General features: G+C 30.2%; 26 protein-coding genes and 1 other annotated feature. Of the genes, 3 read left to right on the top strand and 23 right to left on the bottom strand.

Features of this window, described 5'->3' with window-relative positions; genetic code table 11:
• Positions 1-107: 107 nt before the first annotated feature.
• On the bottom strand, positions 108-2,003 hold the full coding sequence (selB, locus tag FQB35_RS06505) for a selenocysteine-specific translation elongation factor (protein WP_148809207.1): 1,896 nt from the start codon (positions 2,001-2,003) through the stop codon (positions 108-110).
• Positions 2,004-2,008: 5 nt separating this feature from the next.
• Positions 2,009-3,424, bottom strand: coding sequence for an L-seryl-tRNA(Sec) selenium transferase (selA, locus tag FQB35_RS06500; protein ID WP_148809206.1), 1,416 nt, complete (start codon positions 3,422-3,424; stop codon positions 2,009-2,011).
• A 316-nt stretch (positions 3,425-3,740) separates the two neighbouring features.
• On the opposite strand from selA, the gene FQB35_RS06495 reads away from it, so the two are divergent.
• The gene (locus FQB35_RS06495; protein WP_148809205.1) at positions 3,741-5,117 is read left to right on the top strand and encodes an alanine/glycine:cation symporter family protein; all 1,377 of its coding nucleotides are present in this window, start codon (positions 3,741-3,743) and stop codon (positions 5,115-5,117) included.
• Between the two features lie 27 nt (positions 5,118-5,144).
• Here FQB35_RS06495 and selD read toward each other — a convergent pair whose 3' ends face one another.
• Together selD and FQB35_RS06485 are read right to left on the bottom strand one after the other, a co-directional pair.
• Positions 5,145-6,182 carry a selenide, water dikinase SelD gene (gene selD, locus FQB35_RS06490; RefSeq protein ID WP_148809204.1) on the bottom strand — a complete coding sequence of 346 codons (1,038 nt, stop codon included), beginning with the start codon at positions 6,180-6,182 and terminating at the stop codon, positions 5,145-5,147.
• A 60-nt stretch (positions 6,183-6,242) separates the two neighbouring features.
• Complete coding sequence (locus tag FQB35_RS06485; protein ID WP_148809203.1) at positions 6,243-6,866, bottom strand: helix-hairpin-helix domain-containing protein; 624 nt, start codon at positions 6,864-6,866, stop codon at positions 6,243-6,245.
• A 167-nt stretch (positions 6,867-7,033) separates the two neighbouring features.
• On the opposite strand from FQB35_RS06485, the gene FQB35_RS06480 reads away from it, so the two are divergent.
• Positions 7,034-8,362: a D-alanyl-D-alanine carboxypeptidase family protein gene (locus FQB35_RS06480; protein WP_148809202.1), complete on the top strand. Its 1,329-nt coding sequence runs from the start codon at positions 7,034-7,036 to the stop codon at positions 8,360-8,362.
• A gap of 48 nt (positions 8,363-8,410) precedes the next feature.
• Complete coding sequence (locus tag FQB35_RS06475) at positions 8,411-9,481, top strand: pyridoxal-phosphate-dependent aminotransferase family protein (RefSeq protein ID WP_148809201.1); 1,071 nt, start codon at positions 8,411-8,413, stop codon at positions 9,479-9,481.
• Between the two features lie 40 nt (positions 9,482-9,521).
• Here the strand turns inward: FQB35_RS06475 and FQB35_RS06470 are convergent, their stop codons facing one another.
• The 19 genes from FQB35_RS06470 to ftsY form a co-directional block, all read right to left on the bottom strand.
• Positions 9,522-10,166 carry a helix-turn-helix transcriptional regulator gene (locus FQB35_RS06470; protein ID WP_148809200.1) on the bottom strand — a complete coding sequence of 215 codons (645 nt, stop codon included), beginning with the start codon at positions 10,164-10,166 and terminating at the stop codon, positions 9,522-9,524.
• 14 nt (positions 10,167-10,180) lie between these two features.
• Entirely contained in the window at positions 10,181-12,646 is a 2,466-nt protein-coding gene (gene leuS, locus FQB35_RS06465; protein ID WP_148809199.1) for a leucine--tRNA ligase, read from the bottom strand.
• 74 nt (positions 12,647-12,720) lie between these two features.
• Positions 12,721-12,900, bottom strand: a binding site (T-box leader).
• A gap of 53 nt (positions 12,901-12,953) precedes the next feature.
• Positions 12,954-13,307 (bottom strand): ribosome silencing factor, encoded by a 354-nt coding sequence (gene rsfS / locus FQB35_RS06460; protein ID WP_148809198.1) that lies wholly within the window; start codon positions 13,305-13,307, stop codon positions 12,954-12,956.
• 42 nt (positions 13,308-13,349) lie between these two features.
• Positions 13,350-14,351 carry a calcium/sodium antiporter gene (locus FQB35_RS06455; RefSeq protein WP_148809197.1) on the bottom strand — a complete coding sequence of 334 codons (1,002 nt, stop codon included), beginning with the start codon at positions 14,349-14,351 and terminating at the stop codon, positions 13,350-13,352.
• Positions 14,352-14,454: 103 nt separating this feature from the next.
• A complete protein-coding gene (locus tag FQB35_RS06450) occupies positions 14,455-15,684 on the bottom strand; it encodes an LCP family protein (protein ID WP_148809196.1) in 1,230 nt (409 codons plus the stop codon).
• A 13-nt stretch (positions 15,685-15,697) separates the two neighbouring features.
• Positions 15,698-16,273: a bis(5'-nucleosyl)-tetraphosphatase (symmetrical) YqeK gene (yqeK, locus tag FQB35_RS06445; protein ID WP_148809195.1), complete on the bottom strand. Its 576-nt coding sequence runs from the start codon at positions 16,271-16,273 to the stop codon at positions 15,698-15,700.
• A gap of 14 nt (positions 16,274-16,287) precedes the next feature.
• Entirely contained in the window at positions 16,288-16,941 is a 654-nt protein-coding gene (gene nadD, locus FQB35_RS06440; RefSeq protein WP_231701869.1) for a nicotinate-nucleotide adenylyltransferase, read from the bottom strand.
• 146 nt (positions 16,942-17,087) lie between these two features.
• Positions 17,088-17,396 carry a ribosome assembly RNA-binding protein YhbY gene (yhbY, locus tag FQB35_RS06435; RefSeq protein ID WP_148809194.1) on the bottom strand — a complete coding sequence of 103 codons (309 nt, stop codon included), beginning with the start codon at positions 17,394-17,396 and terminating at the stop codon, positions 17,088-17,090.
• 19 nt (positions 17,397-17,415) lie between these two features.
• Complete coding sequence (gene obgE / locus FQB35_RS06430) at positions 17,416-18,693, bottom strand: GTPase ObgE (protein ID WP_148809193.1); 1,278 nt, start codon at positions 18,691-18,693, stop codon at positions 17,416-17,418.
• A 110-nt stretch (positions 18,694-18,803) separates the two neighbouring features.
• Positions 18,804-19,103, bottom strand: coding sequence for a 50S ribosomal protein L27 (gene rpmA, locus FQB35_RS06425; RefSeq protein WP_148809192.1), 300 nt, complete (start codon positions 19,101-19,103; stop codon positions 18,804-18,806).
• Positions 19,104-19,106: 3 nt separating this feature from the next.
• Positions 19,107-19,439, bottom strand: a complete 333-nt coding sequence (locus tag FQB35_RS06420; RefSeq protein ID WP_148809191.1) for a ribosomal-processing cysteine protease Prp — start codon at positions 19,437-19,439, stop codon at positions 19,107-19,109.
• Between the two features lie 13 nt (positions 19,440-19,452).
• Positions 19,453-19,764: a 50S ribosomal protein L21 gene (gene rplU / locus FQB35_RS06415; protein WP_148809190.1), complete on the bottom strand. Its 312-nt coding sequence runs from the start codon at positions 19,762-19,764 to the stop codon at positions 19,453-19,455.
• Between the two features lie 117 nt (positions 19,765-19,881).
• On the bottom strand, positions 19,882-20,616 hold the full coding sequence (gene trmD / locus FQB35_RS06410) for a tRNA (guanosine(37)-N1)-methyltransferase TrmD (RefSeq protein ID WP_148809189.1): 735 nt from the start codon (positions 20,614-20,616) through the stop codon (positions 19,882-19,884).
• On the bottom strand, positions 20,613-21,125 hold the full coding sequence (rimM, locus tag FQB35_RS06405; protein ID WP_148809188.1) for a ribosome maturation factor RimM: 513 nt from the start codon (positions 21,123-21,125) through the stop codon (positions 20,613-20,615). Before rimM ends, trmD begins: the two co-directional genes overlap by 4 nt.
• Positions 21,126-21,249: 124 nt before the next feature.
• Complete coding sequence (locus FQB35_RS06400) at positions 21,250-21,480, bottom strand: KH domain-containing protein (RefSeq protein ID WP_148809187.1); 231 nt, start codon at positions 21,478-21,480, stop codon at positions 21,250-21,252.
• 25 nt (positions 21,481-21,505) lie between these two features.
• Positions 21,506-21,775 carry a 30S ribosomal protein S16 gene (gene rpsP, locus FQB35_RS06395; protein WP_148809186.1) on the bottom strand — a complete coding sequence of 90 codons (270 nt, stop codon included), beginning with the start codon at positions 21,773-21,775 and terminating at the stop codon, positions 21,506-21,508.
• Between the two features lie 32 nt (positions 21,776-21,807).
• The gene (gene ffh / locus FQB35_RS06390) at positions 21,808-23,154 is read right to left on the bottom strand and encodes a signal recognition particle protein (protein WP_148809185.1); all 1,347 of its coding nucleotides are present in this window, start codon (positions 23,152-23,154) and stop codon (positions 21,808-21,810) included.
• 19 nt (positions 23,155-23,173) lie between these two features.
• Positions 23,174-23,542, bottom strand: coding sequence for a YlxM family DNA-binding protein (gene ylxM / locus FQB35_RS06385; RefSeq protein WP_148809184.1), 369 nt, complete (start codon positions 23,540-23,542; stop codon positions 23,174-23,176).
• Positions 23,543-23,626: 84 nt separating this feature from the next.
• A complete protein-coding gene (gene ftsY / locus FQB35_RS06380; RefSeq protein WP_333473057.1) occupies positions 23,627-24,547 on the bottom strand; it encodes a signal recognition particle-docking protein FtsY in 921 nt (306 codons plus the stop codon).
• Positions 24,548-24,757 lie beyond the last annotated feature (210 nt).

The following is a 24,757-nucleotide window of genomic DNA, read 5'->3' as shown; positions in this document are numbered from 1 at the left end:
TTTATTATAAATTCATATCCGTTTTTAAAATATGTTCTTATGAATATAATTTCCTATTCCTTATAAAAAGTATGTATCTCCTAAAAAAAGCTACCTCACTTTGGTAGCTATTGTAAAACTCTTTTTTCACCAACTCTTTTAGTAATTTTGTTTTGATCAAAATATTCTAATAATGGTAATGCATATTTTCTTGAAGTTCCTAAAATATCTCTAAATTGTGAAAGGGTTATAGCTCCATTCTCCTTAATAAATTTTTTGATTATTTCTAGTGCTTTATGATAATTTTGAACATGTATAAGAATATCTTCATTAAGCTTTATTAAACAATTTCGTTCTATAAGTGCATGTAAAACTTGACTATATTCCTTTTCTTTTTTGACATTTTTCAGAAATTCTTTTATTGATGGAGTATTAAAACCACTATCTAAATATATCTTCTCTATTTGATTTTTTATTTTTCTTTGTTCTGGTGTATATTCAATCTGAAAATGATAAAGTGCAATATCATTTTTAGACTGCTTTATGGTTTTATCCTGAATAAAGTAATCAATTATTTCATCATATAATTTTGTCTTTATATTAGGTGTTACTTTGGTTCTAAGTTCTTCTTTACTCATACCAAATTTTAATGGATTCTTTTTGTGATAATTATTTAAAGTATTTATTATTTTTTCTTCTACTTCCTCTAAATAGAATCTGTGTACAATAATATTTCCTAAAAATTTTATCAATACTTTTTCATGCACAAGAGAATCTATAATTTTATTAACTACTTCTTCTCTAAGTCCTGTCTTCATTGCAAAGAAACGACTCGTCTCAAATTTATCACTGAATCGTTTTATATATTGCTCAATAATTTGCTCCGGTCTTCCTTCTTCTTTAAGCTTTAACTGTCCTAAGATTTCATTTCTAAATCTTTTATGCTTCATAGGATTTGGATCTAAAATAATACCTCCTCCAATAGTCTCCATTGGTGAATAAAACCTTATTACAAAATGATCCCCTCTTTTTGAAACAATTTTTTCTTCTAGTCTTAGTTGTGCATAACAACTTTCTCCTGGTTTTAGTTCTTCTCGATCTAATAACACAATTCTACACAAAATTTCACTCGTACCATGATATAACCTTAGTCTGCTCCTATTTTCCAAAATTCTTTTTGCACTTTTTAATAAGTTAACTTTTACATCCAACATCATAGTTGGTTTCATCGAATTGCACGGAGCCAATACATCTCCTCTCTTTATTTCATCTTTTTTTATATTTGCTAAATTAATTGCAACCCTCTGTCCTGCATAAGTTTTTTTTACATTATAACCATGCACTTGTAAGCTTCTAACTCTTGTTTGTATTCCTAATGGATAAATAGTTAAAAAATCCCCTTCCATTATTGTTCCTTCGATCTGTGTTCCTGTAATAACAGTACCAAACCCTGCTATTGAAAAAACCCTGTCTATTGGTACTCTAAAAGGAAGATTTACATCCTTTGTTTCTGTCTCTTCTGTCATACTATCAATTAATCTTGTTAGTTCTTCTAATCCTTCTCCATTTATAGCTGATACAGAAACGATAGGTGCTTTTTCGAGAAAAGTACCTTTTATTTTTTCATTAATTTCTTCTTTTACAAGTGTTATCCACTCAGCATCTACCAAATCTGTTTTTGTTAATACTATAATACCTTTTTTAACTTCTAAAATAGATAGGATATCCAAATGTTCTTGGGTTTGAGGCATAAATCCTTCATCAGCAGCAATAACCAATAATACAATATCTATTCCTCCAACTCCTGCAAGCATATTCTTAATAAACCTTTCATGGCCTGGTACATCAACAATACCCGCTCTTCTTCCACTTGGTAAGTCAAAATGGGCAAATCCTAACTCTATCGTGATGCCTCTTTTCTTTTCCTCAATTAATCTATCTGCATCTATTCCAGTTAATGCTTTAATCAATGTCGTTTTTCCATGATCAATATGACCTGCTGTACCAATAATAACATGCTTCAAATTATTCACCCCCAGTTGCTTAATATATTAACTATCCCCTCTACAATCATATTAAATTCATTTTCATCTATAGTTCTAACATCCATTAATACTCTATCTTCACTTATCCTTGTTATTATAGGTGTTTTATTGTTTCTTAACATCTCCTCAAATTTATTAATCGATAGAAATTTTGGCTTAATGCTTATCAAAATCGTTGGCAGTTTTTCTAAAGGCATTGAACCTCCTCCGACTTGAGAAAAACCATTAATTTTTTCAATGAAACAATTTTTTATATTTTCATTCAATCGCTTATATAAAAGATCTGCTTTTTGCTTAATTTCTTCTAAACTTATTGTTAACATACGAAGAGTTGGTATTTTTCTTAAAGCTTCTTTTTCATTTAAATATAATCTCAATGTTCCTTCTAAAGCTGCCAATGTCAGTTTGTCAACTCTAAATGCTCTCGTAATTGGATTTTTTTTCATCTGATCAATATACTTCTTTTTACCAACAATAATTCCTGCTTGAGGACCACCAAGCAATTTATCCCCGCTAAATGTTACAATATCTACTCCCATTGTAATGCTTTCTTGAACTGTCGGTTCTTTGCAAAGCCCAAATCGTGAAAAATCTACAAAAGTACCACTTCCAATATCTTCAATAATCGGTATATTGTATTTTTTACCTAAAACTATCAAATCCTTTAAATCAACCTCTTGAGTAAATCCAATTATCTTATAATTGCTCGTATGTACTTTCAATAATGCAGCAGTCTCTTCGTTTATTGCATCTTCATAATCTAAAAGATGGGTTTTATTTGTTGTTCCTACTTCAACAAGCTTTGCACCGCTTTGCAACATAACATCAGGAACTCTAAATGCCCCTCCAATTTCTACTAGTTGCCCTCTCGAAACAATTACTTCTTTATTTTTTGCTAAAGTTCCAAGCACAAGTAACACCGCAGCTGCATTATTATTAACAACCATAGCAGATTCAGCACCTGTCAATTTAGATAGAATACCTTCAACATGAGCATATCTAGATCCTCTTTTACCAGATTTTATATCAAATTCTAATGTAGAATAGCTACTAGCTACATCCCACACATCTTTCTTTATTGATTCACATAATAAGGCTCGTCCTAGATTTGTATGTAATACAACGCCTGTTGCATTAATAACTTTTCTCAAATTTATCATATTTTTATTATTTATGCTATTAACAATATTTTCAAGAAGTTCATCATAATCTATTTTAAAGGTATCAACATCACAATCTTTTAACTTTATAATTTTTTTTCTAATTCGGTCAATATTTTCTCTTACAGATTCTACTATTATAGTTCTAGATACCTTTTCTCCTAAACTTTTAATTTGCTCTTTATTTAGTAAATCATCTACCTTTGGAATTTGGGCGAATAAATCTCTTTTTTTAGACATAATTATCACTCCGATTATTAATTTTTGCCATTACATCCATTATTCTCTACAATCACTTAAAATTATACCATATAATTTAGTATGGTTTATACGAAAAAATATACAAGATATATTTCATTTTTTATAATTTTTAGATTTTTCTGATTATATATTGATTGGAATATAACAATATTTTATAATTAATATAAGTCAAATTATTTTTTTACACTCATTTTCTATTCTTAAGTTGAATATTTTAGTATAAGGAGGTGCTGAGTTGTCAATATTAAAAATGTAGTTTATTGTATTTAAATCTAAATGAAAAAGGAGGTTTTTTATGGAGGGTTTATCTAGCTTAATTGGTGCGATAGGTAGTTTTGCATGGGGACCTATCATGATTGTGTTTTTGGTAGGTACTGGTTTTGTTCTTACACTTGGCACAAAGGTTATTCAATTTAGAAAACTAGGGTATGCTTTTAAATTGCTTTTCTCAAAAGAACATGCTAATGATGGTGATATTACTCCTTTCCAAGCACTTATGACTTCTCTTGCTGCAACAATTGGTACTGGTAATATTGCAGGTGTTGCAACAGCTATCGCTGTTGGTGGACCCGGTGCAGTTTTTTGGATGTGGATAACAGCTGCTGTTGGTGGCGCAACAAAATTTGGTGAAGCATTACTTGCAATTAAATATAGAATTACAAATGAAAAAGGTGAAAAATCTGGCGGACCTATGTACTATGCTAGTAAAGGTATGGAAGAACGATATGGTGGAAATTGGAAATGGCTAGGATGGTCTTTTGCTTTATTTGGATTCATTGCTTCTTTTGGTATTGGAAATATGGTTCAAGCAAACTCTGTTGCTGCTTCCCTTTATACTTCTATAGGCCTTTCTCCTATCATATCTGGTATCATCATCGCTATTGCTACAGGATTAGTTGTTGTAGGTGGTATTAAGAGTATAGCAAAGGTTACAGATAAAATTGTTCCAGCTATGGCTGTAATCTATGTTATTGGTTCATTAATAATCCTATTTAGTAAAACATCTATGATTCCTACTGCTTTTAGCATGATATTCTCAAATGCATTTAATGCAAATGCTGTTGGTGGGGGCTTTATCGGAACTGTGGTACGTATGGGAGTTGCTCGTGGTGTATTCTCAAACGAAGCAGGTCTTGGTAGCGCACCAATTGCCCACGCAGCTTCTAAGAACAATGATCCAGTAAAACAAGGTATCATCGGTTCACTTGGTTCTTTCTTAGATACATTAGTTGTATGTACTATGACTGCTTTAGTTATTCTAGTATCTGGTATTGTTACTATCGGTAGTGATGGCCTTATGACTGTTAGAGACAATCTTACTGGTGCAGCTTTAACAACTACTGCATTTAGTGAATCACTCCCTAGTTTTGGTGCATTCATCGTTTCCTTTGGATTAATTTTCTTTGCATTCTCGACAATACTTGGATGGTATTATTATGGTTCTAAATGTTTAGAATATATTGCTGGAGTAAAAGCTGTTGAAATTTACAAATGGATTTGGGCTATACTATGTTTTGTAGGAGCAACTGCAAAATTAAATATTGTTTGGAACTTATCAGATGCATTTAACGGCCTTATGGCAATACCAAACTTAATTGCACTACTAGCACTTAGCCCTGTAATCTTTAAGATGGCTCAAGAATATGAAAAGAATCAAAAAGAACTTAGTTAAGTAAGATAAAGCATCCAAATGGATGCTTTATCTTACTTTTATATAAACATCTTCTTTTTTAACAACTTCTCCAACTACAGCAAAATCTGTAATAAGCTTTCTTTCGTAAAAGTCAAGCAAGTCTTTTAGACTATCTTTAGGAACGGATATTAGCAATCCTCCTGACGTTTGAGGATCAAATAAAATATCCTTCATATAAGTTGAAATACTCTCATCAAAGAATACATGACCTTCTAAATAAGCTTCATTACTATAAGTTCCTGCTGGAACAAGTCCCATATTTGCATAATCTATAGCACCTTCAATAATTGGTATATTATTAGAATTTATAATTAATGTAACATTACTAGCTTTTGCCATTTCATATGCATGTCCTAAAAATCCAAATCCTGTAATATCAGTACAAGAGTTTACACTTGCAATTTTCATTCCTGCTGCACCAATATTATTTAAACTTGACATAACAAACATAACCTTTTGTATCAAGTCTTCTGAAAGCATTCCTGCTTTTATAGCTGTGTTTAAAATCCCTGTACCTAATGGTTTTGTTAGAATAAGCATATCTCCAGGCATTGATAAATTATTACTTATTACTTTATCAGGAGATACAATACCCGTAACAGATAATCCATATTTTGGTTCATTATCATCTACACTGTGTCCTCCTACTAACAATGCTCCTGCTTCTTTTACTTTATCTGCACCTCCTTTTAATATTTCTGTAAGAATATTCATTGACAGACAAGTAGGAAAACACACAATATTCATTGCTAATATTGGCTCTCCACCCATTGCATATACATCACTTAAAGCATTTGCTGCTGCAATTTGACCAAACATGTACGGGTCATCTACAATTGGTGTAAAAAAGTCTAGTGTTTGTATAATAGCTGTATTATCATTTAGCTTATATACTGCTGCATCATCAGAAGTTTCTAGCCCAATCAGTAGATTCTTGTCATCAATTTTAGGCAAATGACACAAAACTTGTGCCAAGGTCTCAGGACCTATTTTGGCTGCTCACCCAGAAGTTCTGCTCATTTCTGTTAATCTTGTTAAAGCCATGGTTATCACCCCCATCTTCTGTCATCATATAGTTTATGTTACCATATTTTAAATATCCTATCAATTTAAACAAATATGTTCCTTAATCGCACTAAATTTTTTATCTCCTATTCCTGATACCTTCTTAATATCCCTTATATCTTGAAATATACCATTATTTTGTCTATATTCGATAATTCTTTTAGCAAGGCTTTCACCTATCCCATCTAAGCTCTCAAGTTCAGCTTTTGAAGCTGTGTTTATATTAATCTTATCTGATTTTATTGATGCTTTAGCTACACTTCCTGAAATATTTATTGATGTAAGATTCTCTCCTATTTTCGGTACATATATCTGCTCACCATCTATTAAAATTCTTGCCATATTTACTTGTTTTCTATCTGCAGTATTTAACAGTCCACCTGCCAATGTCACTGCATCAACTACTCTATCTCCTTCTTTTATTTTTACAATTCCAGGTCTTCTAACTTCTCCACAAACATCTACAATAATCAATTTTTCTTTTTTAGAAATAGTTATATCTGTCTTTTTAATATCTTCATCTATTTCTTTAGTTTCTTCCATTTCATGCTCAAAAACAATTTCCTTTGATTCATTATAATAGTATTTACCTACTATTATAAATAACATAATAATAACAAATGTAGAAATTATAACAAATTCACGTTTCGTAAGCTTATTCATAAAATCACCTCAATATCATTTCTTAACTTTCATAATTGTTATTGGTATATTTGTCATTTAGTTTATTTGTTATTCACATATAGTAATATTTTTCCCCTCATTTTCCTTAAATTTTTTTTGTTTTTTTGTTATACTAATAAAGTAACTTTTTATTAATGAGGTGAATTATGAAAAAATTTGTATTAATTCTTACAATCATATTCTTACTAATAAACTCTGCGTTATACCCCGCATTTGCTATAACATTGTATCCTACAATTACAGCTCCAAGTGGAATTTTAATTGATGCTGATACTGGTGATGTTTTGTTTGAAAAAAATGCTCATATGCAAATGTATCCAGCTAGTACAACAAAGATTATGACAGCAATTCTTACATTAGAAAATGCAAATTTACAAGATAAAGTTATAATCGATAAAGATACACCTTTTACTGATGGTAGTAGAATATATGTCATAGAAGGAGAAGAATTCACTGTAGAACAGCTCCTTTATGCATTATTAATTGATTCGGCTAATGATGCTGCTGTAGCATTAGCTAAGCATATTTCTGGTAGTATAGAAGAGTTTGCTAAATTAATGAATAAAAGAGCAAAAGAAATTGGAGCAAAGAATACTCACTTTGTAAATCCTAATGGATTGCCAAATGATAAACATGTTACAACAGCCTATGATTTAGCAATAATTGCTAGGCATGCTATGACTATACCAAAATTTAGAGAAATTGTTAAAACCGTAAGATATCAAATTCCACCTACAAATAAACAAACTGAAACACGTTACTTAAAAAATTCCAATAGATTCCTTTGGGGTGTCGGACCTAGAAATAAAATCTTATATAATGGAAAATCAGTTGATATAAAATATAATATCATTGACGGCATAAAAACTGGATATACTGTTTTAGCACAACAATGTCTTGTCACATCAGCAAAAAAAGATGGTCATAGATTAATAAGTGTCATATTAAAAGCTAAAGGAAAAAATATTTATTTAGATTCAAGAACACTTATAGATTATGGTTTTGAAAATTTTAAATTTATTAAAATAACTGATGCAGGAAAAAAAGTCAAATCTATTCCCATCAAAAATGGTACAGAGAAAACTATAGATTTGATTACACAAAATAATCTATATAAAACTATTCCTAAAAATGAAAACTTAAATTCTATAGATAAAATTGTTAAGATAAATAAAAATATATCAGCACCTATACAAAAAGGACAACTCCTTGGGAAAGTTATTTTTAAATCTAATGAAAAGAATTTGGGAGAAGTTAACTTAATTGCTGCTAAGTCTATTGAACAAAAAAAAGGCATCACGTCTATTTTTTATTTTGATGATAAAAAAAGATCATTACTTCATTATTTCCTTATTATCTTTCTCATTTATATTATATGGAGAACTATCGTAACAATCATTCGCTTAAGAAAGAGAAAAAATAAACTTCTTAGAAAAAGAAGATTGGCTAGAAAAAATAAAAAATATTTTTATTAATAGATCTTTAATTTTTTAATCTATTTACAATCTCAAGGAGGTTATGCTATGCACAAAAAATTATTTATTCCTGGACCTGTCAACGTTTCAGAAGATGTACTACAAAAAATGGCGACCCCTATGATCGGTCATCGAACAAAAGCTGCATCTATTTTACAGAAAAATATTTCTGAAAAAATGATGCAACTTATGTATACGAAAAAACAAATCATGCTATCTACTTCTTCTGGTAGCGGCCTAATGGAAGGAGCAGTACGTTCATGTACTAGAAAAAAAGCAGCAATTTTCTCTATAGGTGCTTTCGGAGATAGATGGTATAAAATGGCGATTTCTAACAATGTACCTGCGGATAAATTTTCTTCAGGGTGGGGTAAACCAACTACACCTAATATGGTAGATGAAGTTCTATCTACAGGAAAATATGACTTAATTACAATTACACATAATGAAACATCTACAGGTGTTATGAATCCAATCGAAGAAATCTCAGAAGTTATTAAAAAATATCCAGAAGTTATCTTCTGTTTAGATACTGTTAGTTCAATGGGTGGAACAAAAATTGAAGTAGATAAACTAGGTGTTGATATTTGTATTACTTCTACTCAAAAATGCCTAGGTTTGCCTCCTGGAATGGCAATTTGCTCAATCTCTGAAAAAGCTATAAAATCAGCTAAAAAAGTAGAAAATAGAGGCTTTTATTTTGATTTATTAGAAATGTATAAATACATACAAAATAAAGATCATCAGTATCCATCTACACCTTCTCTATCTCATATGTTTGCTCTTGATTATAAACTAGACAAAATTTTAGAAGAAGGATTAGAAAATCGATTTAAACGCCATCTTGAAATGGCAAAATATGTTCGATCATGGGCTAAAGAAAAATTTGAATTATTTGCAGATGAAAAATATGCATCTAACACTTTAACAACAGTAAAGAACATAAGAAATATTTCTGTTTCTGATCTAAATAATAAATTAGCTAAACATGGCTACATGATTTCTAATGGATATGGAGATCTAAAAGAAAAGACATTTAGAATTGCTCACATGGCAGATACAACATTAGATCAGATAAAAGAATTATTGTCACTAATAGATAAAATTTTAAACATATAAACATCTAAAATAAATATCCACCAGCTAAGCTGGTGGATATTTATTTATCACAAACTCTAATTTCATCAAGGTAATTATATATTGTATATCTAGACACACATAAAACTTTTGCAACATAATCTATTGCACCCTTAATCAAAAATGCCCCTTGTTTATCTAATTTTTTAACCACATTAACTTTTTCTTCCTTGTTCATATATGCTACAGGTTTTCCTAATTTACTTAGCGTATTAGATACAATATTGCTTAATACATCATTAACACTATTCGTTATATTATCTTTTATCTCTTCCTCATCTTCTGTTTGTATAATTTCACTAATAGCATTTTGTGCAACAATTAATGTAGACATATCAAAGTTTATACACAATAAACCAATTATACTTGCATTTTCATCCTTAATAAACATAGTACTTGACTTTAATACTCTTCCATCTGTTGTTTTTCCAGTATAATTAATAATATTCTCATCTATATCTCCCTTTTGAATAGCTTTTAAAGCTTCTTCAGTTATTGGGCTACCTATGCTTCTTCCTGTCACATGTCCATTTTCTATAGCAATAATTGAACTTTTAGAACCATAATAATCATGTAATACAACTTCACAATTTTTCCCAAAAGTTTTCGCTATTCCTTCTACTATAGGAATCATAGCTTTTAATATTGGATGTATTTTCTTTTCCATGTAGCCCTCCTTCATTATTTTATTACTATGTTTACCAATTTTTTAGGTACTACAATAACCTTAATAATTTGTTTACCATCTATCATTGCTTTAATTTTAGAATTTGAAAGAGCTTCTTTCTCTAACTCTTCTTTTGTAGCTGATGATGAAACTTCAATTTTTTCTCTAACTTTTCCATTAATTTGTATTACAATTTCGACTTCATCTTTTACAATAGCAGTTTTTTCATATATAGGCCATTCAATTGTATGAACACTTGAATTATATCCTATGTTGTGCCACAATTCTTCAGTAATATGCGGTGCAAAAGGTGCTAATAATATAATGATAGTTTCTAAAGCTTCTTTTAATAAAGTCTTATTACATGCTTCTCCTAATTCCTTATACTTATAAACTTCATTTACAAGCTCCATAATTCCACTAATAGCAGTATTAAAGTTAAATCTTTCTTCAATATCTTCTGTTACCCTTTTGATCGTCGTATGAATCATATATCTTAATTGTTTATCTTCCTTTGTTTTTACTACTTCACCTTTAGCATCTCCTACAAAATCTTTTAATTCATCAATAACTCTCCATACTCTGTTTAAAAATCTATAGCAACCCTCTACTCCTGCATCACTCCACTCAAGGTCTCTATCAGGTGGTGCTGCAAAAAGAATGAATAATCTAGCTGTATCTGCACCATATTTATCTATAATTTCCTTAGGACTTACTACATTTCCTTTTGATTTTGACATCTTTGCACCATCTTTTAGTACCATTCCTTGAGTAAGAAGGTTCTTAAATGGTTCTGAAACAGGAGAATATCCTAAATCATACAATACTTTTGTAAAAAATCTAGCATAAAGCAAATGTAATATCGCATGTTCTACACCACCAATATATTGATCTACATCCATCCAATATTTTGCTTTATCGTATCCAAATACTTTTTCATTATTTGAAGGATCTGTATATCTTAAAAAATACCATGAAGAATCTATGAAAGTATCCATTGTGTCTGTTTCTCTTCTTGCAGCTTGACCACATTTTGGACATGTAGTATTCATAAATTCCTTACTAGTTGTTAAAGGTGATTCTCCTTTTCCTGTAAATACAACATCTGTTGGTAGCTTTACAGGTAAGTCACTCTCATTTACTGGTACAATACCGCATGTATCACAATAAACTATCGGTATTGGCGTTCCCCAATATCTCTGTCTTGAAATTAACCAGTCTCTTAATCTAAAATTAACTGTTTTCTTTCCTAAATTTTCTTTTTCAAGATAGTTAGATATCTCAACAAGGGCTTCTTTACTATCTAATCCATCAAATTTTCCAGAATTGATCATTATTCCTTCATGAGTATACGCTTTTTCTAAATTACTTACATCTATGCTATCATCTTTTGGCTTAATTACAGGAATAATTTCAATATCATACTTTTTAGCAAATTCAAAGTCTCTTTCATCATGAGCAGGTACTGCCATAATAGCTCCAGTACCATAATCCATTAAAACATAATTTGCTATATAAATTGGTACTTTCTTTCCTGTTAAAGGATTAATTGCATATTTCCCTATAAACATTCCTTCTTTTTCTACATTTGTAGCTGTTCTTTCAATCTCCGATAAGTGTTGTAATTTATTTCTAAAATCTACTACTTTCTGTTCGTATTCTGTACCCACTGTTAAATCCTTTACATAAGGGTGTTCAGGAGCTAACACCATATAAGTCACACCATAAAGTGTATCTGGTCTAGTAGTAAAAACATTTAGTATCTTATCAGAACCATCAATTTTAAACTCAACTTCTGCTCCCACACTTTTTCCAATCCAATTTTTTTGCATAGTTTTAACTTTTTCTGGCCATCCTTCTAATTTTTCTATATCTTCTAGTAGTTTTTCTGCATAATCTGTAATTTTAAAATACCATTGATCTAATTCTTTTTTCCCTACCAAACTATCACAACGTTCACATCTTCCACCAACTACTTGCTCATTAGCTAAAACTGTTTCACAAGAAGGACACCAGTTTACTGCATACTGTTTCTTATAAGCAAGTCCGTTTTTATAAAATTGCAAGAAAATCCACTGTGTCCATTTATAATAATCAGGACAACAGGTAGCAACCTCTCTATCCCAATCATAACTAATTCCTAGCTGCTTTAATTGCTCTCTCATTTCTTCAATATTTTCTAATGTCCATTTATTTGGATGAATTCCATGCTTTATTGCTGCATTTTCAGCAGGTAGTCCAAAAGCATCCCACCCCATAGGATGAAGCACATTATATCCCTTCATTTTCTTAAATCTAGCAATAACATCTCCTATAGAATAGTTTCTTACATGCCCCATATGAAGTTTTCCAGATGGGTATGGAAACATTTCCAATACGTAGTATTTTTCTTTTTCATTTTCATCTGTCTTAAACATTTTTTCTTTTTCCCACTGTTCTTGCCAATTTTTCTCAATTGTTTTAAAATCGTACTTTGACATATGTATATCCTCCTATATATTTAAAATTTTGAAATAGCAAATTAAAAAAAGTACCTTGAAAAATTCTAGTCCCAAATAGGGACGAGGAATTCCCCGCGGTACCACCCTAATTGACATTGTTATGTCCTCTTTAGTAGTTTTTAAAGGTAACTAACCTATGCAATGTGAGGCAAGTTCAAAAGTTATCTTTGTCGATTCACACCACCCACCGACTCTCTTAAAAAGACTCACTATCTACTACTCCTCAAATTTCATATTTATTTTTTGTAATATTTCTTAGAATTTTATAACTATTATAAATGCTTTCTTATAAATTGTCAACATTTACACATAACGCATCCTTCCAAACTCTTTCTATACCATAAAAATTTCTTTCTTCTTCTATAAAAAGATGTACAACTACATTTATATAATCTAATAATATCCATCTACCATTATCATAACCTTCTTTATGATCTAGTTGTATTCCTTTTTCTTCCATTCTTTTTTGTATTTCATCTGCCATTGCTTTTACCTGTCGAGTAGACGTCCCATGAGCAATAACAAAATAATCTGCAAAGCTTGAAATATTTCTAATATCTAATATATTAATATCATGTCCTTTTTTTTCATCTATCCCCTTTGCAATTTCAAAAGCAATTTCTCTAGAAGTTTCAATCATATATAACCTCCTAATTCTTCTGTATATATTATCTGTTTTTTATTAAAAAGATATAAGTCCTAATATAGCAATATAAGCAATATACAATACAAAAATTAATAATCCATGCTTCCTATCAACCTTTCTTCTAAAAGTACCACATAAAACCAATATACACATCAAAAGAAATGACATTGGAATATCTAAAATCAATGTTTGTGGTACATTTACTAATGTTTTATTAAAAATTTCAATATTCCTTATTGAAATCATTAATCCTTTATTAGATATAATTGAAGATGCACCTAAAACCATAGTAATATTTAATACATTTGCTCCTATAATATTTCCTACAGATATTCCTTGATGCCCTTTTATGGTTGCAGTGATTGACGTAACAAGTTCAGGTAATGAAGTTCCAAGAGCAATTAATGTTAAACTTACAACTTGCTTAGGGATGTGGAGAATATTTGCAATTCGCACGCCATTATCTACTAACAATTTAGCACCTATAATAACAGCAAAAGCTCCTACAACAAATTTAGCAATATTAATAAAGATATTATAACATCCTATATTGTGATGTTTCTTAAATGAATTTGATGTATCAGCATTGTTAAATTCAAAGACATTTATTATTATATAAATTATTAAAAATAATATCAACATAAAACCTTCAATTTTAGTTAACACTTTATCATTAGCAAAATAATAAAAACATAATAAAGAAAAAATCATCATAAAACCTTTAATACTAAAAAATTTTCTTCGTACTTGAATAGGAGAAATAAAAGCACACAATCCTAATACTAAACCAATATTACATATTGTTGACCCTATTGCATTCCCGATAGCCATCTCTGAATAGCCTTCTACTACAGCTATAGTAGATACAAAAAACTCTGGTAATGTTGTAGCTAAACTGACAATAGTAGCACCTACTAAAATATTCGGAACTCCTGTTGTAATAGCTATCCATACTGCAGCATCTACAAACCAATTCCCTCCTTTAATTATTATTATCAATCCTACAAAAAACATCACATATACGAATAAGTTTTCCATAATATCCTCCCAAATATATTTTATTACTATATATACAATATATTTTTATAGGATATTACACGATAAAATAATAAAAAATAGCCACAGTACTTTTTTACCGTAGCTATCTTTCTAGATCACTTCCAACAATTATCGTAATATCAGCTTTTGCTTCCATATTTATATCTATTTCTATTTCTTTTACTCCTAATAAATCTGCAATTTTTTTTGTATCATCTAATTTGTTTTTTCTATCGTATATATGCGTCTGACCGTATTTAATTCCTTTTACATTACTTATATTTATTACATTATAGCCCTCTTTTCTCAACTTATTAGCTATTTTTGTTGCTAATCCACTTATATTGGATCCATTTAAAACTTCAATAGTAGTTTTTTTTAAATCAGTATCCTTTTTTGTATTTACATTTTTTGTTCTATCATATGTCTCATTAAATATTTCATCAATAATTATTTGAAGCTTATTCATATCAGGAATATAATACCATAAACCATTTATTAATTTTGATTCTCCAGGAATCGTAATCATATTTATATCCTCTAATTTTATATCCTTAGCTTGAAGTGCATATGAAGTCATAGTAGTTATAGGCATATTCGTATCAACATAAGTATTAAAAGTCTTTACAAGTTTAGGTAATTTAGTAATTATTTGTGGTTTTAATAGTTTATCTGCTAATGCTGTTAAAAAAGTGTGTTGTGCATCAATTCTTCCTAAATCTTGATTTATATATCCCTTTCTAAACCTTAAAAACTGCATTGCTTTATTACTGTCTAGCACTTGCCTTCCTTTTTTTAAATTGATTTTTAATGGCGGATCTGCTTTTGGATCATAATAGTGCATATCCATTGGCACATCAACTTCTACGCCCCCTACATCATCTACAATTTTTGCTAAACCTGTATAATTAATTTTTACATAATAATGAACTGGTACACCTAATAAATCTTTTACTGCTTTCATAGAAAGATTTATCCCACCATATACATGAGCATGATTAATTTTATCTTTCTTTGTACGCCCTCTAATAACAGTTCTTGTATCCCTTGGAATTGAAATAAGATCTATTTTTTTAGTATCAGGATTAAATGTAGCTAACATAATTGTATCTGTTCGTGCATACTTACTACTCTTAGAATCTTTTGCATCTACACCTACAATTAATACATTTACTCTCTCCTTTTTCTTAGGTAAGGCATCTTCACTAACAGGTTTCTCATGAGAATAACTATCTCCTTTGCTAATACTATTTAAAAAAATATATGTTCCTGATGTCATTACAACTACAAAACATATAAATGCTATAATTAATACTTTTAAAAATTTTTTCATTATCTCACTCCTATCAAAATACTTCCTTCTGTAATAGGAGAAAATTTCTAGCAAAAATTGTGTTTGGATGTAGAAGTTCTCCTTTTAAAATCACATAATTTATCGTATTGTCAAAAGCCATTAAAGTAGCCTTATCTAAATTAGATAAAGCTACTTTTCTTATATTTTCTATTCCCCTAAAATTTCTACTTGGCTCAATATAATCTGCTAAATATATTATTTTTTCAAGAGTAGTCATATTTTCTTTTCCTGTTGTATGAAATCGAATTGCACTAAGAATTTCAGCGTCTTTAATACCAAATTCTCTTTTAGCAAGTTCGGCTCCAACAAAACCATGTAACAATTGAATCTGATGATTCGACACACTATCTATTAGTATACCAAACTGCATAGCATAATTCAATAACATCTCATCATCAAAATCTTTTGCACAATCATGAACTAATCCTGCTATACTTGCCTTTTTATCGCAAACATTATATACTTTTGCCAATTTTATAGCTACTTGTTGAACACCTAAAGAATGTAAATATCTTTTTTTTGTTAATCTCTTCTGCAAAACTTCTTTTATTTTCTCAATATCTAACACTTCTTTACACTCCTCTATTCATATAACTTATTTTTATATATATAATACTCTACAGATTCTGGTAATAAATACTTTATAGATTGACCTTCCTTCACTCTATTTCTTATATCAGTTGAGGATATAGCTAAAGCTGGCAAATTAATCTTTCGAATTAACGCATTATATTTGTTTTGAAATTCTTTTATTTTTGCATCAACATGAGACAATTTAAGTCCAGGTCTTGTTGCAGCAATAAATTGACATAGTTGAGTAAGTCTTTTTACATCTTTCCATGTATCTAATTCGCAGATTGCATCTGCACCTGTAATAAAATATAGTTCTGTATCTTCATGATAAATTTTTTTTAATTTTTCAATCGTATGTATTGTATAAGAAATTTTATTACTCTCCAATTCAATCTTTGATACTTCAAAATGTGGATTTGTAATAGTAGCCAAAAGGGTCATTAAATATCTATGTTTACTATCTGTTACACATAAATTTGACTTATGAGGTGGAATTCCTGCAGGTATAAAAATTACTTTTTCAAGATTATATTCACATCGAATTTGCTCTGCAATCACCAAATGTCCATAATGAATTGGATCAAATGTTCCCCCCATAATCCCTATTTTTGAATATTTTTCACTTGATTTATTCATTATATCTAGCGAACGAATAGACGACATATTTGTATTCCTCCAAAATATCACATAAAATTATAATATATAATTATTTTCGTAACTATATTATATATGATTATCAAATTTTAACAATAACAATCAATTAATTTTATATATTTTTACCTACACAAAAATCGAGCACATGCTCGATTTTATTTTGGTATTTGTATTTTGGGATTTTTCTTAGAAGGTCTATAAATCACAAATTTATTCCCAATAGCCTGAATAAATTCAGCCCTTGTTAGCTTTGCTACTTCATTAGCTGTCTCTTTTGTATCAAGAAGGCTATTTTCAAGTACATGAACCTTTACTAATTCTCTTGCTTCAAGTGCATCATTCATTTGTTTAATAAAGTTTTCTGTTATTCCACTTTTTCCTATTTGTGCTATTGGTTTAATCCCATTTGCTAAACCTTTTAAGTAACTTCTTTGTTTTCCTGTTAATAAATCAATTCTTTTCATTGAAACCTCCATTTTCCATCTAATCATAAAATTCAAACTCAAAATCAAATATTTTTACTGTATCTCCATCTTGAATCCCCAATTCCTTTAGTTTATCAACAATTCCTTTTTTAACAAGGAAATTTTGAAAATATCTTAGGGAATCCATATCATCAAAATTAGTTGAATAAAAAAGTTTTTCAATACGTTTTCCTTCAAGTATATAATAATTATTTTCTTTTCTAACAATTATTTCTTCTTGATCATTTTCCTGTATAGTATAATACTTAAACGTCTCTTCCTCTTCTACTACAGGTATTTCTTCTATTTCATCTAATCGCTTTGCAATATATCGTATTAATTCTTTTAAACCTTTACCAGTAGCAGCTGATACACCAAAAACTTCGTATCCTCTCTTATTCATTTCTTGTTCGAAAGATTTATAAACTTCTTCAGATTGAACTAAATCCATCTTGTTTGCTACAACTACTTGTGGTTTTTTAGAAAGTTTTTCTGCATATTGTCTTAGCTCACCATTAATTTTATCAAAATCGTCAATTGGATCTCTGCCTTCAATTCCTGAGATATCTACAACATGTACTAATAATTTAGTTCTTTCCACATGCCTTAAAAATTCTAATCCTAATCCTATTCCTTCATGTGCTCCTTCAATCAATCCAGGAATATCTGCTAATACAAAACTTTTGTTATCAACTTCAACTACACCAAGATTAGGTTTTATTGTTGTAAAATGATAATTTGCAATTTTAGGCTTAGCACTTGTTACAGTAGCTAAAATTGTAGATTTCCCTACATTTGGAAAACCTATTAGTCCTACATCTGCAAGTAATTTTAGTTCTAGAATAACCCATCTTTCATCTGGAAGACTTCCGCTTTCTGCAAAATTAGGCGCCTGTCTTGTAGAAGTAGCAAAATGGATATTTCCTTTACCTCCTTTACCTCCTTTCGCAATAACTGCTCGCTGCCCATTTTCAACTAAATCAGCAATAATAAGATTTGTTTTTTCATCTCTAACTATAGTCCCAGGTGGAACTTTTAAAACCAAATCTTCGCCATTTTTTCCAAACTGTTTTTTTCCCCTTCCATTTTCCCCATTTTGAGCAATATATTTTTTCTTATATCTAAAATCCATTAGAGTTCTTAATCCTTCATCTACCTCAAAAATTACACTTCCACCTTTTCCACCGTCTCCTCCATCTGGACCACCAGCAGGAACATATTTTTCTCTACGAAAGGAGACACATCCATCTCCTCCTTTTCCACCTTTTACAAATATTCTTGCCTTATCTACAAACATAATATCACCCTTAATAAAGTATTAAAAGCCAATTCAGTTAATATATTATTTCCAAACTTTTATTATTTATGTAACATAAAACCCATGCAATAAAGCATGGGTTTTTATAATTATTTTGCTGCAGCAACTTCTCTTGGATATACACTAACTTGCTTTTTATCTTTTCCTTTTCTTTCAAACTTCACAACTCCATCAATTTTTGCGAAAAGAGTGTCATCTCCACCTTTTCCTACATTATTCCCTGGATGGATTTTCGTTCCTCTTTGACGTACAAGAATACTTCCACTGCTAACAAATTGCCCATCTGCTCTTTTAACACCTAATCTTTTCGCTTCACTATCTCTACCGTTCTTAGAACTACCTACTCCTTTTTTACTTGCAAATAATTGAAGGTTAATATTAAATAACATCATTTACACCTCCTCGTCATAAAACTCAATATACTCTTGATACATTCCTTGCGTTCCTTTAATTCCAATGATCATTGTATCTAAAATTAGATTCGCTTTTTCTCTAATATCATTGGATAAATTATCCGGTAACTTACAATATAACCAACCGTCTTCTATTTCATATGCAATATCTATAGAAAGCAACTCATAAAGAGCCAACATAGTAGTTTGAGTAAGTATTGAAATACTTGCACACACAATATCACTACCATATTCAGCTGCATTAGCATGTCCTTCCACCGAATATTGCATTATGTTTTTTTCTTGATCTCGATAAATATGAATTTTGATCATATATCAATTTACCTTATCCATTGATTTTTTCAATTTTTATCTTTGTATAAGGTTGACGATGTCCTTGTTTCTTTCTGTAGTCTTTTTTTGCTTTGTATTTGAATACAATTATTTTTGGCGCTTTACCATTTTCTAATACAGTTGCAGAAACTTTCGCACCATCTACAACTGGTGCTCCTACAGAAAGCTTACCTTCTTTTGATAAAGCTAATACTTTATCAAATTCTACAGTTTCACCTTCATTTGCTTCTATTTTTTCAACAAATAAAGTATCTCCTTCTTGAACCCTATACTGCTTTCCACCTGTTTCGATAATTGCGTACATTTTTACACCTCCTCTAACCAGACTCGCCAAATACTAGGTAACAAGAGTTTTCTAACCCGATTTGTGCGGCTACCTACAGATACATATGATATCATATAAGCTATGAAAAGTCAACCATTATTCTTCAATTAATAACTTTATTAGTCTTTTTTCCTCATTACTTAAGTCTTTTCTATTTATATATTTTTTAAACATATCTGGTCTATTTTTCTTAGTAATATTTAATGCTTGAAGTTTTCTCCACTCATCAATTTTTTTATGATTTCCTGATAGCAAAATATCTGGCACTTTTAAATTTCTAAATTCACTTGGTCGAGTATATTGGGGATATTCTAATAATCCAGAGTAGAAAGACTCATCTATATAAGATTCCTCTTGTCCTAATACTCCGGGAATAAGTCTAGCAACTGCATCAATTACTACCATTGCAGGCAGTTCTCCTCCAGTCAATACATAATCACCAATAGAAATTTCATCTGTAACCCAATAATCTATAACTCTTTGGTCTATTCCTTCATAATGTCCACATATAAAAATTAATTTATTTTCTTTCGCAAGCTCCTTAGCTATATGTTGATTAAAAGTTTTGCCCTTTGGAGACATATATATTACTTTACAGTCTCTAGCATTTATAGCTTCCAATGCACTAAAAATTGGCTGTGCCTGCATAACCATTCCAGCTCCACCACCATAAGGGTAATCATCTACTTTTTTGTGTTTATCATTACTAAAATCTCTAATATTAATTATATTTATATCTAATATATCTTTCTCCCTAGCCCTTCCAATAATACTTTCTCCTAACGGATCTTCAAACATTTTAGGAAATAATGTTAAAACATCTATTCTCATTCTATCAGTCCTTCAATAGGTGTTACAATAATATACCCTTTTTCGATATTTACCTCTTTTATAAACGCTTCAACTGCTGGAATAAGTATAGTTTTTTTAGGATTTTTATGGTCTTCAATTTCATATAAATCCTGACCTGTATTTTGAATAACATTTTTTATAGTTCCAATTAATATTTTATCATTTGTATAAACTTTTAATCCTATTAAGTCAACAATAAAATACGTATCTTCAGGGAGTTCTCTTGCATCTTTTTTATCTATCATTAAATATTTAGTTTTACATCTTTCTGCCATATTTCTATCATCAATTCCCTTTAGTTTCAATATGACTAATTCATTTTTATATTTAACTTTTTCAATATAAAATTTTTCTTCTATGTTATCTCCCATATAAACCCAGTCTAATTCTTCAAATCGTTCTTTATAATCTGTTAATGGATATACTTTTACTTCCCCACGGATTCCTTGTGCATTTACGATTTGTCCTACCTTTAACAGCTTTGGCATCATTACCACCTACCTTTGCAAAGGTTCTTATATAATTTTTTACAACATTTTCTTTCAGTATACATAAAATTATATATTATAAAAGGATTAGGTACCCCTAATCCTTTTTAACTACTATTTAATCTTATTGAATAATCTCTACAACTACTCTTTTATTTTCTTTCGTAGCAGCAGCCTTAGCAACAGTTCTAATAGCCTTTGCTATTCTGCCTTGCTTACCAATAACTTTACCCATATCCTCTGGGGCAACTTTTAACTCTACAATTAGTGATTGTCTACCTTCTATTTCAGTAACAAAAACTTCATCTGGGTTATCCACCAAAGCTTTAGCAATTGTTTTTACTAATTCACCCATTTTTATACACCCCCTGAAAGCGAAACTATGCTTTCTTTGACTGCTCAAACTTTTCTATAACACCATATTTTTTAAACAAATCTCTTACAGTATCAGTAGGCTGAGCACCATTTTTTAACCACTTAATAGCCTTTTCGTCGTCAATTTTCACCTCTACTGGGTCTACAACAGGATTATAATATCCTAATTCTTCAATAAATCTTCCATCTCTAGGTGAACGAGAATCTGCAACTACAAGTCTATAGAAAGGCTTCTTTTTAGCTCCCATTCTTTTTAATCTGATTTTTACTGCCACTTTATTCACCTCCTTCAAAATCTATAATATATTTATTTTCCAAAGAATGGAAATCTTATTTTTCCACCCTTTTTCATACTTTTTTCCATGTCAGAAAATTGCTTCATCATTTTTTTTGTTTGAGCGAATTGCTTTAATAAACTATTAACCTTGTGTACAGGCATTCCACTTCCCTTAGCAATTCTTTTTCTTCTACTTCCATTAATAATAGAAGGATTTTTTCTTTCCTCTTTTGTCATAGATTGAATCATTGCTTCAATATGAATAAGTTCTTTATCATCAATTTCTAAATTTTTTAATTGTTTACTATTTACACCTGGGATCATCTCAAGCAATTGACTCATAGGCCCCATGCTCTTCATCTGCTGTAATTGATCCAAAAAGTCTTCAAAAGAAAATTCTTGACTTCTAATTTTCTTTTCTAACTCCATCGCTTTTTTTGCATCAAAATTTGCTTGAGCTTTTTCTATTAGACTTAAAACATCTCCCATTCCTAATATTCTCGAAGCCATCCTATCAGGATGAAAAGGCTCTAAATCACTTAATTTTTCACCCATTCCAGCAAATTTTATAGGCTTTTTTGTTACAGCCCTTACAGATAAAGCTGCACCACCCCTAGTATCACCATCTAACTTCGTTAGTATAACACCATCAATGCCCAATTTATCATTAAAGCTTTCTGCAACGTTTACAGCATCTTGCCCAGTCATTGCATCTACTACTAATAATATTTCTTGTGGATTTACTTCTGCTTTTATATTCTCTAACTCATCCATTAGATTTTCATCTATATGCAATCTACCTGCTGTATCTATAATAACCACATCATTACCATGCTGCTTTGCATGTTCAATACCTGCTTTTGCAATGTTTACAGGGTTAACCTTATCCCCCATTGAAAAAACTGGAATATCTAGCTGTTGACCTACAACTTGCAATTGCTTTATTGCAGCAGGTCTGTAAATATCTCCTGCAACAAGCAAAGGTCTTTTACCCATTTTTTTTAAATATCCACCTAATTTACCCCCTGTAGTAGTCTTACCGGCCCCTTGTAAACCTACTAACATATAAACAGTAGGAGGTTTAGAAGAAAAAGTTAATTTACTCTGGGTTGTCCCCATTAGTGCAGTCAATTCTTCATTAACTATTTTTATTACATGTTGCCCTGGTGTTAGGCTTTCCATAACTTCAGCCCCAACAGCTCTTTCCTTTACTTTATTAATAAAATCTTTTACAACTTTAAAGTTAACATCTGCTTCAAGAAGTGCTAATTTTACTTCTCTCATAGCTTCTTTTACATCTTTTTCAGTAAGCTTCCCTTTGCTTTTTAATTTTTTTAACGCACCTTGAAGTTTATCTGCTAATCCTTCGAAAACCATTTTCCCACCTCCTTGGGGGCTATTTTTCTAATATATCATAAGAAAGTCTTTTAATCTTTTTTATTTCTTCCTGTATTGAATCAATTACCTCACATAATTGTTTATTATTCTCTATTTTTTCAACAATATTTAATATTTCTTGTATCTGTTTTTTAGTAGTAATAAACTTATGAACTAAACCTAACTTTTTTTCATATTCAAATAGTAACTTTTCTGTCCTTTTTACCGTATCATACACAGCCTGTCTGCTAACACCTAATTGCTCTGATATCTCTCCTAAAGAAAGATCATGAGTGTAATATAGCTGCAATACTTCTTGTTGCTTTTTTGTCAATAATTGTCCATAAAAATCATATAAAAGATTCATTTGAAGGATTTTGTCAAACATAATAACACGTCCTATATAAGTGTAAAGGCTTTTTACTTTACAGATGTATTTTATACTACATTTGTTTTCTTGTCAACCTTTTTTTTAATTTTCTTCACCAAATAAAGCATTTACAAAATCTTGTGGAACAAATTTTTGAAGATCTTCCATGCCTTCCCCTACCCCAATAAGCTTAACAGGAATTTCCAATTCAGAACTAATAGCAAGAACAACGCCACCTTTAGCTGTTCCATCTAATTTTGTCAATACAACACCAGTAATATCCGTAACTTCTTTAAATATTTTAGCCTGCTGAATTGCATTCTGTCCAGTAGTAGCATCTAAAACTAAAAGTATTTCTTTTGAAGCATTTGGAAATTCACGATCCACAATTTTTGAAACCTTCCCTAATTCATTCATAAGATTTTTTTTATTGTGTAGTCTCCCTGCAGTATCACAAATTAACACATCTATCTTTCTTGCTTTTGCAGATTGAATAGCATCATATATAACAGCTGCTGTATCAGCACCTTCCTGATGCTTAATAACATCCACCCCTACTCTATTTCCCCAAATTTCTAATTGGTCAATAGCTGCCGCTCTAAATGTGTCTCCAGCTGCTAATAATACTTTTTTTCCTTGAGATTTGAATTTATGGGCAATCTTACCAATTGAAGTAGTTTTCCCTACACCATTAACCCCTACCATAAGAATAATTGCTGGAGATGGTTCTACATTTAAATCATGTGATTTTTCCATATCTAATATTTCAGTTAGAATTTCCTTTAATAATCCCTTTAAGTCTTCTGCCTCTGTAACTTTTCTTTCCTTTGCCATATTTCTTAATCTATCAATTATTTCCATAGTAGTTTGAACACCAACATCTGATGTAATAAGTATTTCTTCAAGTTCCTCAAATAATTCTTCATCTACTTTTTTATAAGCTCTTAAAACTTGATCTACCTTTCCTGCTATACCTTGTCTTGTCTTTGTTAAACCTTTTTTTAACTTAGCAAAAAAACTAATTTTTTCTTCGGTAGTTTCTATTTCTCCATCTTCTTTAATCTCTATTTTTTTCTCTTCTTGGACATTATCTAGTAATGAATTATCAAAATGATCTTTTTCTTTTATAATATCTCCTTCTATGTCTTTGCTTTTGTCTATACTTGTACTTTCTTGCTGTATATTTACCTTTTCTTCTTTCTCTTTTTTAAATTTAGATAAAAATTTTTTTAA

Origin of the sequence: Crassaminicella thermophila (assembly GCF_008152325.1) — a bacterium.
Classification (GTDB): Bacteria; Bacillota; Clostridia; order Peptostreptococcales; family Thermotaleaceae; genus Crassaminicella_A; species Crassaminicella_A thermophila.
This window is presented reverse-complemented; position numbering and strand designations above follow the sequence as displayed.